The following is a 12,831-nucleotide window of genomic DNA, read 5'->3' on the forward strand; positions in this document are numbered from 1 at the left end:
TTCCGTTCGGAGCAACCTGTGTTTAAAATGCCGGGTAAAGCACATTTTCACCTGAACTCAGTGCAGAGCCTTACATTCCAAAACGAAGTGCGATAGGGCTGCGAAAGTAGACCTCGGCCGGGGTTCGGTAATTCAGCCGCTTGCGTGGTCGGTTATTTAGTAATTTAAGCGCTGCGTCAACCTGTTCCTGGTCGATGCGCCGAAAATCTGTGCCTTTGGGAAAAGACTCGCGCAGCAGGCCGTTCGTGTTTTCGTTCGTACCTCTCTGCCATGGCGAGCCGGGGTCACAAAAGTAGATGCCGCAGTTCAGCACTTGCTGCAGGTCGCGGTAGCCACTCATCTCGGTGCCCCGATCGTAAATGATACCCCGCAGCCGTTCGTTATCGATGTCGGCGAATAGGTCGCGCGCTGCAGCGTTAAACTGTGTCACCAATTTGCGCTCCAGTTTCGCCGCGAGCAAGTAACGCGAATGCCTTTCGACGAAAGTTGCAATCTGCCCGGTGCCCATTTTACCCTCGACCAAATCGCCCTCCCAGTAGCCGGGTTTGCGTCGCGTCAAAGCTTCGGCTGGCAGGTCGTGAATGCGAAAAAACCCTTTGTTTTCAGCCTCAATCCTCACTTTGCGCTTGTATGGTTTGCCTTTGCGGCGCAGGCACAGGCGATAAAAAATTCGATGTGCCGGATTTCTTGCGCACATGATTGTAAATCGTCTGCATGCAGACACCGTCGAAACGTTCTAGGCGCATGCGGCCTGCGATCTGTTCTGGTGACAGCGTCGACTTGAGCGATGCTCCGATCTCTGACCAAAGCTCTGGTGTAACCTTCGCGGCGTTGGTATTAGTCTGGCGCTTTCGCGCCTCGTCTCTGGCGCACCGCGCGCTGTAATGTCGTGGCATTGAATTACGCCGAATCTCTCGAAAAATAGTGCTCGGGTGTCGCTTAAGATTTCTGGCGATTTGGCTGGCCTTGAGGCCCTCAGCAAGGCTTTCTTCTATACGCAGTCTTTCATCATTTGATAGTTGAACGTAGGGTCGCATCCGGGGGCTCCGTGGTCGTTTTTCGCAAATCAACCTCGAAACCCGGGAGCGGCCTTACATTACTTTATCCCTTTCGCACTTCGTTTTGGAATCTGCCAGCACTTTGTTCAGGTGAATAATCATGTGTGGGGTAGATCCTACCTGATAACCACGCTCGCAACCAGTGCTGTGGCCCTGTAAACGGGGGTAACCTGCCCCAGATTCACTTGGGTGGGCTTCAACGTAAACTATTTCGCTTAAGCAATCTGCAGAACCGCCGATACTTATTATGTCACATACGCGTTTGCCCTGCAAGTGCGTAAAAAGGCAGCCGCCACGGATGGCTGGTTTTATTCGGCATGGATGCCTAAATATTTGTTTCAGGAGCATCCATGCACACTACCCGTAAACCCCCTATTGCCGCCAGCCGCAATAAGTTCAAGAAGGTTCTCTCGCAATATGTAAAACACCAGGGCCTCGACCTTGAAGTGACGCTGAAATCGGGCGAGCGCATCACGCTCTCGAAGATGCGTAAGATTGAAGGTGAAAACGTGGTTTCAACAACTCCGCGCGGCGTGCAGTCGCACCTCGCGATTCGCGACATTCAGCATCTCGAAGTATTTGTTAATTGATTACATTTGGTGGGCTTTGCCCACCAAATGTAATCAATCTTCAAGAAGTGCGTTCATGCTCGCCAGAAGTGCGTCGAGCGGAACGCCATAACCCATACAGATCTGTTCGAGCGTCTCAATTTCGTTGATGCCGCAGTGTGAACAGCCGCCGAGGTGAAAACTCGCGAGCACGAGGCCTGCTTCTGGGTGTATGCGCAGCGCTTCGCCTACCGTCGTCTGGCCCGTGAACTGGGGTTTGGTTTCTGTTGTCGTTTCTGCTTCGGTGACGGCACCACTGTTTTCCATACCGGAAATATAGCCTAAACCGGAACTTTTGCCCAAAAAACCGGGTCGCGGCCGATTTTAGACGCCCAGATCAGAAACCCGCACCTCGGTCACCCAAAGATCATGGTTATTACACTTGGCGAATACCTTCACCTTGCCCGACCAGGGTAAAAGTTTGATATCAAAATACGCATAGGTGAGCGGGTTACGCTCGCGCTTGATTGTCGTGACCGCGAGCTCTTTGCCCTGCATGTCCATAATGCCGATCTTTTCGATGTAGTGGCCCTGGTCGGCGTTCTTGAGCGGCACCTCGACTATTACCGAAGGTTTGCCCTCATGCACAGACCGCTTGGCCGTTGGCGCATGCTCTTTCTCGATTTCAGTCCACTCGCGTGCATTGCCGATGCTATACTCTTTCTGCGGAATCAGCGGGCCATCGCCGGTTTGGTTTGAGTCTTTGCAACTCACTAGCCATGGGCTTAAGCCCATGGCTAGTGACATAAGAATAATTTTCGCGAATTTTGCACGTGATCTTTCAGCTATGGGCTTACGCCCATAGCCGAAATGTGTGGATTTAGTTTTCTTCATGTGATATCCTGCCTATTAATTCTGATCGTTCGCGGTGCGGTAGATTTTCATCGCATTCGAACCGTCGCGGGTGATGATCACGAGCCAATCTTTGCCTGCATCGTTCACGGTCACATGGCTGAAAATCTTCTGGTTCGTACCGCCGCCGCCTGATTCGATGCCAGGAAGATTCACAATAGAGAAGCTGGTTTCGGCAGGTCTTGAACCCTGCGCAACCGAAGTCATGTCAGTTCGCCACACATTTGCCCCATACGTTGCGTTATCAAAGCCCACATAGAGATAGTTGCCGACGAATTCAAGCAGGGTTGCATGGGTGTTCGAAAGGCACTGGTTCGGCGAAGTACCGCATGAGCCCGTATTTGAGGCCATGTTTGTCTTCCCCGTAGACCCGTACTCTGCCACGAGCAGCCATGCACCGGCACAGGCCGCGGCAGTACCGCAGTTCTTGGGTAGCATCCAGAGTTGCGGGACTTCATAGCCTTTCGGACAAACCTGTCGCTCCGTACGGAAGTCAAACCCACCCGCGCCGTTCGCACCGTTGCGATTTAGAGTCGTGGTGCTACAAGCATTACGCAACATATACAAGTCTCCATTTGGAGCAGTGCGCATGTAAGGGATTGCTTTAAGTGCTGGCACAAAAATATTGTAGGGCAGCACACAGTCCATTTCTATCAAACTTGTTGCGCAATTGCTTGACCCAGTAATCGCGGAATTCTGTGGGAAAGGGATCGAGATATATGTGTTCCACTTCGCAAGCGCATCAGGCGTAATATCTTCATAGTATTCGACGCATCCCGATGTCCCCGAAGCACAATTCAACGGCAAGGACGAGCGTGTCGACCTTGAGAGTATAGTTCGGACAATCCCCCCATCCGAATTAGTTGTCCGGGCTGACCCGAGCGTGCCGCTATAAAAACCTCCATTGGCGAGGTATAACTGCGATTCATTCCCACCGGCGCCATCATTGTCATGTTCGTACATCACGCTGATGGCATTGAGTACATCCGTGGCGGTATCGCCAACCTGGCCAGGGCCAGAATAGCCTGTAACGCCAACGAAAGAACCATTGCGCCTCAGGGCACCTGTTGTCGCAGACTGCGCCCCTATCCGAGTTAGCCGACTCATGTTTGGAAAACCAACATAGCCAAGATAGGCCGTGCCATCAGCGCAACCGCCGACCTTCATACAAACCCGGCCACCGCGACCGCCACCGCCCTGTTCTGCACCAAAGTTGACAAATATCTGATCTTTGAACATGATCAAATTGAGCGAACGATAGGCGAAGGAGCCACCAGTATCCCCAGACCATTCTTCAGCGAAAGGGAATACGGTGCTGCTGCTGGATTTTGTTGTGGTATGCCAAAAAGAGCGATAGTTACCTTGAGTATTCAGAGCGCCGATAAACATGCTCTCCGTGCCTCCAGCAGCGGTGCAGGCGGCACCGGTCATGGATGGCGTCGAGGTGCCCCCCACGCAGGCGGCATAAATCGCATCGACCCCACTAATCGTGTTGCTTGAAGAACAAGGGGTTCCTGGATACGTGATTGAAGCACAACCACTCCATTTCGTCGCGTAGCCATTGAAACTAGAATACGGCGTACCAAATGTCCCATCTGCATCAAGGGTAATCGTTTGCGCCGTCGTTAAACCAAAGTTCATCTCAAACAGCTTTGTTGAAGCACTATCCGCCCCTAAATATAATTTACTGTCATATATCACAATCGTGCCTGCGGTTGTGCCGTCGCCAAAGGGGTCACTAAACACCGGGCCACCGGTGAAGCCCGTCGGCGCATTCACAATAACCGGCTGCACGTTGTTAACACCATTGTCGAGAATGATATTTGCCTGCAAATCGGTTACATTTTGCACCCGAATTTGGTGACCGCCGTTCGAAAGTGCGGGTACAAAGGTCAATTGAACCTGTGCGGTATTCGATTGCCGGGCGGCTGTGCTAACTCCAGTGCCATAAGCCTGCGCATCATATTTATAGTTACCGGCCACGTTTGCCGTAACGTTATCAACAGATTCGCTGAATGTCAGCAGAATCACTGTCGACCCTGCATTGGCCGCGACGACGCTGGCGCCAATCAAGCTGGGAGGAGTAGTGTCTGTACCGCAGCGAAACGACATCGTGCCCGGCAGGGCAATCGTATTGCTGTTTGAATCTTGCACCCCTGTAATCGTCAATTGGTATTGGCTCGTGTCGGTATCAAACGATTGCGTGAAGTCGACAGCATATTTGTTGCCCCCCATGCTGGTAACGACCGATGCACCATTTGAGTTCGGTGCCCCTGTACCGCTCGCACAGTCGGTGCCGGTTATACATCCGGTAATTTTGTAATTCGAGGCGGTAGTCGCCGTGGCACCCACGGCCTGGTCATACTGAACAACAACACGCGTCGCTGCTGGTGCTGAGGGTGGAATATTCGTCGGTGTAGGGCACTGCGTTTGCGTATCAGGGCTAATCGTCACCGCCGGCCTGCCATCACCATTAAACGTCGCAGAGTTGTTGGGCGACGACACATACCTGCCCGCAGGCGCGGCTACGCCCTGAACCTGCGTCGCCAGTACAGTCGTCGTGTACGCCTGACCCTCGATCATCGGGTTCACCGTCAGAGTGTAGCTCGCAGAGTTGTTACCCGCGCCAGCAGTCGAAACCGAAGACAATACAGGCAGTGAAAGGTTCTGGTACTTCAGCGCACAGGCAGTCTGGTTCGCGCACTCGGCGGATGTAGCAAGTACCGATTCATTAAACGTGATCGTCAGCGTCGTCGCTGAAGTCGTCACGATGCTCGCAACCACAGGGTCGACAACACCGTTGAACTGTGCCTGGTTTGCGGGCAGGCCCGTCGTTGGGTTGGTATTGGTGATAAGGTTGATGTTCGTAAGATCACGCAGCGTGGTATTGACAGTCAGAGTATATGAACTGCCACCTGTCTGGGTGCTCGTTGTCAGGTGAACTATGCGAAAGTTTGCACCGTCGCGTGCCGCAGCACTCACGGTTACGCCGCCGGTGAGCGTATAATTACCCGCTACATTCGCCTGCGTGGCAGTCATAGGTTCGCTGAAAGTAACGTCAAGAGACGTCGCCCCAAGCGACACCGCACGCACCGTCACAGGCGCTGCGCCATCGGCTTCGGTGACGGTACCGACGAATACCTGGGCCATGGCTTGACCGCCGGTAACACCAGGCGTAGCCGTTGTTGTCAGGTCGGGCTTTGCGTCGGTATCGCAACCCGTCTGCGTAGAGGCATTGCAATCCAGAACATTTTCATTAAACCGAATGTAGATTACTGAATCGTTGGCCGTGTCGGTTGCAAAAGTGACGGCGGTACCGTGAATTAAGCGTACACTAGTGTACCCTGCAACCAGCCAATCGGTAGTAACTGTACCCAGAGCATTGGCTACATAGCCTGGGAAAGTGCTATCGGATATGTTCTTGCTAAAAGTTACCTGATACGTATCTATTTTCCCGTTGTAGTTGGTATCCAGGGCAAGCGCGCTCGTAATCGTTGGCGCCACATCGCTATACTCAACACCTGTGACTGAACGCTCGATTGCGGCGTTGCCGGCCACATCGGTACAGTTCCACCGAATGGTATAAAACGTGTCGTCAAGAAGTGGGTTGCTGGCAAAAGTAATATTCGTTTTTGCGCCGGCATTCAGCTCGCTGCCTGTGAGCGTGCGCACATGAGGACCACTCGGATGGCCTGTGCCGCTGGTGCTCTGCCACGAAACAGAAGCGCTGGCGCAGTCCTCTGAAAAAGTCATATTCACAGCGCTGCTCGATACAGGCGACGTACCCGATGTCGAATAGCCCGTAATGTCAGGGACTACCACATCTTTCACGCGCGTGTGTGTCGCTGCGGTACCCACGTTAGACGCAGGATCCGTTAACGTGACACTCAGCGTTACAGTGCCGTCATTAAGGCCTGTCAGGTTGATACCCGTGAGCTGTTGCCCCGCAGAAGCCACAGTGCCACTACCAGTTACGTTCGTACCACCACCAGAGCTGCTAAACGTATAGTTGTACGTCGTACCGACTTCTGCTCCGGTGAACGTGAAAGAAACCGCTGTACGATTGGTGTTGTTGATGTAGCTCTGATCGATCGCTACAGAATAACCTGTCGGGACAGTCGTATCAACCGTCACCGTTGCGGCAGACGCCACCCATGCAGCAGTATTGCCTGCAAGGTCACGCGACTGAACGCACCCATAATACGCAGTTCCGTTCACAAGGCTGCCGACGCTAGTGCCAGAGTTTCCGGTCGTCGCACCCACACAGCCCGTCGTACAATCGTTCGCCGTACACATGCGCAGGTTGCTCGTCGTGATGTTTGTATCAGTACCAGCCGTGAACGTGATCGCTGCTGAAGTCGTGTTCACATGACTCGGTACTGAAACACCAGTCGCCGCAGTCGGAGCCGTGGTGTCGATAACAACGGTTGCAGCTGAAGCTACCCAGGCAGAGGTGCGACCTGCAAGGTCACGCGACTGAACGCACCCGTAATAAGCAGTGCCGTTCACCAAAGAGCTGATCGTTGCCGGGGAGTTACTGGTCGTCGCGCCCACGCAACCGGTGCTGCAGTCATTCGAAGTACACATGCGAACGTTGCTCGTCGTGATATTCGTGTCTGTGCCGGCCGTAAAAGTGATATCAGCTGAAGTTGAAGTCGAATACGCAGGTACCGAAACCGCTGAAGGCGCGGTCGGGTTTGTCGTATCAACTGTCACGGTCGCGGCGGAGGCTGTCCACGATGAAGTGTTGCCGGCAAGGTCGCGCGACTGTACGCAGCCATAATACGCTGTGCCATCCACAAGGCTGCTCACGTTCGCCGGTGAATTGCCTGTTGTGGCCCCTACGCAGCCGGTCGTACAATCATTCGCTGTACACATACGAACGTTACTCGTGGTAATATTGGTATCTGTACCGGCTGTAAACGTGACATCGGCATTGGCGGCCGTTGTATAAGTCGGCACTGTCACACCGCTGGCCGCTGTGGGCGCGGTCGTGTCGACAGTTACCGTCGTGGCAGAGGCCACATAAGATGAAGTATTGCCCGCCGTATCAACTGACTGAAGACAGATATAGTAAGCAGTGCCGTTTGAAAGACCGCTCACATCGACCGGCGAAGCCACATCGGTGGTCGCTGTCAAACAGCCCGTCGCGCAGTCATTCGACGTACATGCGCGTACATTGTGCGTGCTAAAGTTCGCGTCGGCGCCATTTGTATAGGTTACACCCGTAGCGGTTGTGCTGTTTGTGTAGGCAGGCGGCGTAATAGCCGCAGGCGCGGTTGGGTTCGTCGTATCGATAACGAAAGTCGGTGTCGCCGGCACTGAAGGAGTACTCAAAGTAAGCGTCGCAGTACCGTCAGCATTGGCGCCACCCGCGGCATTCACGGTATAGGTATATGTAAACACATTCGGACCACCGGACATCGCCGTGGCTGCAATGTCATTCGTGCCCTGCTGATCGATAGCTATAGTCGGGGCGCTGCCAGGAGCTGATGCATAAGTCGCCGTTATCGTCAACGTACCCGTGCGAAATGGCCCGGTTGTAATGCCACCCTGATCGTAGGTAATAGTGCCTGAAACAACACCATTGATGTTAAGAGCCTTGTTCGTGGCCAATGAACCCGCGGCCGCAAGACCCGGAAGCGTCAAAACTGCAGCATTACCAGCGGCATCGGCGATAGAACCGCCATTCAAGGCAAGCGAACTCGTTGCATCGTAGTTCAAATCTGCATTCATATTGCCAGAGACGACCGTGTAGTTAAAAATCAGCGTATTCGTGCCGCTGCCCGATGCATAGTTTACTGCAGTCGTTGCCGGCGTACCCGTCGCAAGCGTCAGTTGCGGCGTACCTGTCACAAGAACAACTTCGGGAAACGTCACCCGAATATCCACAACCTGACCGATGCCGTAAGTACCATCAGCGAGCGTCGATGTCACATTCGTTGGCTGACCCGGAGCCACAGAATCATAGGTGATCGAAAACGTCTGTGAAAGATCGCTTACAAGACCGGTTGCACCGACCGTCGCTATATTAAACTGATTGCTACCCTGCGTGATATTCGTATTGCTCGTGACACTCACCGTATAATTGCCTGAAGAGTTTGAAACTGCGGTCGCAAGTTGTATCGGCGTGCGCAGAATGCCCGTACCATTGGTAGTCAGCGGAAGTACGGCGCCGCCTGGCAGCGACGCAAGCTGAAACGTATTGGCGGCAGAATTCACGACATAATAGGTCGTGTTGATCGAAACACCGGTAGTCAAATCAATCGTTGAAAATGTCACGGGCGTCCCGTTTGACATACCGTGACCATTCAGAGTGACAATATCACCCGCGTCGGTGAAAGAAACTGTTGGTGAATAATACAGCACTACGGTTGTGTTCGCAGTCGTGGTGCCCGTGAACTGCAGGCCTGGGCTCGGAAAAGCAGCGCCGGTAATGTTGTCGCCCAAAGTGCCAGTGTCTGAAGCTACGGCCAGGCTTGCTGTCGCAGGCGCGGTCGCTGAACCACTGAAAGTCGCAGAATTAGGAGTGCCAATTATATTGCCGGCTGTATCCGTTAAACCAGTCGCTGTCACCGTATAGCTGTTTGAAGAACCATAAGCACCAGGTGAAAGTGTAAGGCGTACCTTCGTCGTGTCTGCCTGACGAACTGCAGCTGAAACAGAATTGCCGCCCGTAACTGTATACTTCGTCGCGCAGGTGCCCGTTGAAGTGCATTCAACAGAAGTCAGGCCCATCGACTCTGTAAATGAAAGCTCAACAGTCGTCGAATTGATCAACACCGCCTGGTAGAGCGTCGGTGCCGTCACCGATGAACCGATGCCAGAGAAGTTTACTGTCTGCGAGGACATGATACGTGGTGTGGGAGAAGCTCTGTCCTCAATGTTTCGTACCGTAAGCGCATACTGAACGGCACTTGTGCCAGGAGCACTCAGCGTCAGAGTACAATATGTATAGGGAGACGGACAATCAGCACTTGCGATACTACCTGAAAGCGCGGGCGAAAATGAGTAGTTGTCAGTAAAATTTTCACCGCCGTTCACGCCATTAGAATCATTTACCGGCTCGCTGAAATAAATACGAACCTGCGTATTTGAAAGAGCAGAAACTGACACCACCGTAGGTGATGTCTCATCTGTAGCGTCGGTACCAGAATAGCTGAAGTTGGCACTGTTGTTCGTACCGCCAATCGCATTGCCAGCAAGATCAGAAACCGTGTTCACAGTTACCGTACACGTCGTTGGGCCAGCCTGTGATACCGTCGTCACTACAAGCTGAACAACACCTGCGCTTACCTGTATCGGAGTTCCTGTTACAACTGCAGGGCAGCCAACAGGGCCTGAAAGGACAAAATCACCATTATCAATCGTTGCATTGTTGAGTGTTTCATTAAAATTCACAATAACTGTCGTCGCTGCATTCGACGAAGCACTCGTCACCCGGGGTGCCTGCGTCGAAGTTGGGCCCGTAAATGTACCGCCGTTCGGTACGGTCGTCAGAAGGCCATTGCCTGTGGCATCCTGGCCACCCGTCGGGGCAACATCGCTGTATGCCAGCGTGTAGGTCGTACCAGACGCCATTGCCGTAGCCAGGCTAATCCTGACATATGGAGAATAATCGCCCGCAGCGCCACCTGTCGGAGAAAGTCTTACTTCAGATATGTCCGTTGCAACCAATGGTGATAGGGTATAATCAAAACCATCGCCCGCAGTTGTATCGTCGATCGATGACCGTGGCCCGATCGCCTCTGACCATTCTACCATTACTGTGCTGCTATCAACCGGGTAGATTGCCACAATATAAGGCGCACCGTCGCCGGTAAAGGTCGTGCTGCCGGTTGAAAGCGTGTTTGCAGGTGTTGCGGTGTCTTGAATACCGCCGTCATTGTTCGTGATCGAAAGAGAGTATGGCGTCGTCGATTGCTCCGCTGTCGTCAACGTACACACATTGCCTGTGCAGCTGACATTCGTGATATTCAAAGCCGGTGACAGATTAAAATCCGCGATGCTCGCACCTGTCACGTTCTCTGAAAATGTTACGACAATCGTGGTGCTGTTTGTCGTCGTTACGCCCACAACCGCGGGCGGTGTCGTGTCGGTCGCGGCGCTGCTCGTGTAGCTGAAGATCGCGCGGTTCGTCGCTGCTGTCAGCGCAGAACCAAGCGCAGACGAAATCGCGGTATTCACCGTAACCGTGCAGGTTCCTGCTGTGCCTGAAGTCAGGCCTGTTAGAAGAATCTGGCTAGAGTTCACAACAGAAAATGTCGCAGCAGAGGCTGACAAAGCGCCGCAATTTGTAAAAGCATAATTGGCGCGTGTCGTCAGAGGTGTACTGTTGACCGCCGGCGTCGGCTGAATGGCGTTCGCCATCGCCTGATCAAATGTTACCAGTACCGAAGTTGACGAAGTCGATACCGCGCTCAACACGCGTGGCGTCGGCGCCGTGTAGACAAACTGTGCAGAAGCAAATTCTGCCGCATTTGAATTGCCCCACATGTCGCGAAGACCTGTCTGCCCGCAGACCACATAGGTTGTTCCAACGGTTAGTACAGTGCTTGTTGTCAGGGTAACTTTTGCATAGTTGCTCACATCGCGAACGGCAGTGGCAACATTCGTCGACGCACCGCCGCAAGTATTCGCACGTACAAAGTAATTCGTATTTGTCTCTCCGCTCGTTCGATCCACCGCTTCATTGAAAAAAACTTCCAGAGTGGTCGCAGATGTCGTACCTGCTATAACAGACACTGAACTGAACTGCGGCCCTGTCTGGTCCGCATTTGTCGGCGCTGTGAACGTCGCAGAGTTAGAGTTGCCGAGAGATGAACCATCCACACCCACAATATTCGAAGCGGTCGCCGTATAAACTGTACCAGATGTCTGCGGAAGTGTATCAATAAAAATGATACTTGAATTATTCGGGTCGCGCGAAGCTGCCAGAATCTGCAGAAGATTGCCATTCGGAGCAGTAATGCGGTAATTCGAAACAAGCTGCCCCGAAGCCAAAGTCACAGGCTTCGAAAACGTCAGCATCACCCGCGTATTCGTCAGAGGGGTGGCTGTCAATAGCGCGATGTTCGTCGATGAATTCGCTCGAGCGCCGAAAACAAGGTCAAATGGCTGAAAAAATGTGCTGTAGGTCTTGCCGGTACAGTTCGCCGTCGACATGATAAGGCCGAGTGCGGCCACCTGCGTCAAAATGGTTCGTGCGAATTTCGTTTTAAGCATAAGATTCCCTACTGTTACCTACTTAGGTTTGACGTACTCTTATGGACTCTTACGACGAAAAAAGGCTGCGCCTTGCGCGGCTTTGATGATTCTTTCTTTAATTGACCCTTTGTTCAGCCCTGAGCGGCTTTCGCGACAATGAATATTAGATCAGCTTGTATTATTGCCGCCGCGCTTTTGACCAGCATGTGCGGCAAATCGGGCGGCACCGACGGATCGTCGGGCACTGCAACGGCTTCAGCGCCCGCAAGCCAGGTGCCCGCCGAGAACTACCACACTAGCGAAAACCCGGGCAAATGGAAAGAGCGTGAACCTGAGCACCGCATTCAGGTGAGCGAAAGCCGCGTTTTCACCGAGGGCAAAAAAAAGATACGGGAGCTCAGCGTGTTTGTTTCGCTGCAAGGCGACCCACAGCACTACCTCGAAGCGGGCGTCATTATGGACAGCGCGCTCCAGAAAGAATTCGCCAAAGTCACATTCAAGCCCGGCACACCGCAATACGTATTCAAACTGCAACTGCCCGCCGACGAACCGAACGCTGCTTACGTGATCGTCAAATGCAACCAGCACGACATGTGGTTGAAAAGAGTGGAGCCTTTGCCGAGAGATAAACCGTAATCGCCGGCAGGTGCGGTCATGTAGGGGTAGGTTTAAACCTACCCCTACATGACCGACGTGAAAGGCAGATTATGATATGAACACACGCAACAAATGGGATCTGCTGTATCATCTCGTCTTCGGCACAAAGTCGAAGGCCGCGTTTCTGACCCCTGAAGTCATAACCGACTTACAACTTTTGTTCGCGATCAAGGTGAAAGAACTGCGTGGCGACATTCTGGCCTGCGGCGGCCACGAAGATCATGTTCATCTCTTAGTTTCGATGCCGCCTAGAGTATCCGTTTCTGAACTTGTCAAGAACCTCAAAGGTTACTCATCGTTCATGCGCCCCGATATCATCTGGCAACGCGGCTTCGGCGCCTTCACAGTCGATCGCCGTTCGGTCGACGCGATCATCAAATATATTCAGAATCAAGAAAATCACCACGGTAGAAAATAAAAAGAACCGTACATGCATATCACCTTTGTAG

6 protein-coding genes and 1 pseudogene are annotated in these 12,831 nt (G+C 53.0%); 3 read left to right on the forward strand and 4 right to left on the reverse strand.

Annotated features, from left to right (window positions below):
* Positions 1-70: 70 nt before the first annotated feature.
* Positions 71-1,037, reverse strand: a pseudogene (locus TURPA_RS24465) (IS30 family transposase).
* Positions 1,038-1,408: 371 nt separating this feature from the next.
* Between TURPA_RS24465 and TURPA_RS20550 the strand changes: the two are divergent.
* Entirely contained in the window at positions 1,409-1,648 is a 240-nt protein-coding gene (locus TURPA_RS20550) for a hypothetical protein (RefSeq protein WP_014805194.1), read from the forward strand.
* A 33-nt stretch (positions 1,649-1,681) separates the two neighbouring features.
* Here TURPA_RS20550 and TURPA_RS20555 read toward each other — a convergent pair whose 3' ends face one another.
* Genes TURPA_RS20555 through TURPA_RS20565 form a run of 3 tightly spaced genes read right to left on the reverse strand, consistent with a single transcriptional unit; the run spans position 1,682 to position 11,743 of the window.
* Complete coding sequence (locus TURPA_RS20555; RefSeq protein WP_014805195.1) at positions 1,682-1,933, reverse strand: DUF1858 domain-containing protein; 252 nt, start codon at positions 1,931-1,933, stop codon at positions 1,682-1,684.
* 57 nt (positions 1,934-1,990) lie between these two features.
* Positions 1,991-2,500 carry a hypothetical protein gene (locus TURPA_RS20560; RefSeq protein ID WP_014805196.1) on the reverse strand — a complete coding sequence of 170 codons (510 nt, stop codon included), beginning with the start codon at positions 2,498-2,500 and terminating at the stop codon, positions 1,991-1,993.
* A gap of 15 nt (positions 2,501-2,515) precedes the next feature.
* Positions 2,516-11,743: an Ig-like domain-containing protein gene (locus tag TURPA_RS20565; protein WP_014805197.1), complete on the reverse strand. Its 9,228-nt coding sequence runs from the start codon at positions 11,741-11,743 to the stop codon at positions 2,516-2,518.
* Positions 11,744-11,881: 138 nt separating this feature from the next.
* On the opposite strand from TURPA_RS20565, the gene TURPA_RS20570 reads away from it, so the two are divergent.
* Positions 11,882-12,361: a hypothetical protein gene (locus TURPA_RS20570; protein ID WP_014805198.1), complete on the forward strand. Its 480-nt coding sequence runs from the start codon at positions 11,882-11,884 to the stop codon at positions 12,359-12,361.
* Between the two features lie 76 nt (positions 12,362-12,437).
* Complete coding sequence (gene tnpA / locus TURPA_RS20575; RefSeq protein WP_014805199.1) at positions 12,438-12,800, forward strand: IS200/IS605 family transposase; 363 nt, start codon at positions 12,438-12,440, stop codon at positions 12,798-12,800.
* Positions 12,801-12,831: the final 31 nt, after the last annotated feature.

The organism is Turneriella parva DSM 21527 (assembly GCF_000266885.1).
Classification (GTDB): domain Bacteria; phylum Spirochaetota; class Leptospiria; order Turneriellales; family Turneriellaceae; genus Turneriella; species Turneriella parva.

What these genes read in the sequence shown, in the direction of transcription:
- TURPA_RS20550 (WP_014805194.1), top strand. Translation starts at nt 1,409, where the DNA reads ATGCACACTACCCGTAAACCCCCTATTGCCGCCAGCCGCAATAAGTTC.
- TURPA_RS20565 (WP_014805197.1), bottom strand. Translation starts at nt 11,743, where the DNA reads ATGCTTAAAACGAAATTCGCACGAACCATTTTGACGCAGGTGGCCGCA.
- TURPA_RS20555 (WP_014805195.1), bottom strand. Translation starts at nt 1,933, where the DNA reads ATGGAAAACAGTGGTGCCGTCACCGAAGCAGAAACGACAACAGAAACC.
- TURPA_RS20570 (WP_014805198.1), top strand. Translation starts at nt 11,882, where the DNA reads ATGAATATTAGATCAGCTTGTATTATTGCCGCCGCGCTTTTGACCAGC.
- tnpA (WP_014805199.1), top strand. Translation starts at nt 12,438, where the DNA reads ATGAACACACGCAACAAATGGGATCTGCTGTATCATCTCGTCTTCGGC.
- TURPA_RS20560 (WP_014805196.1), bottom strand. Translation starts at nt 2,500, where the DNA reads ATGAAGAAAACTAAATCCACACATTTCGGCTATGGGCGTAAGCCCATA.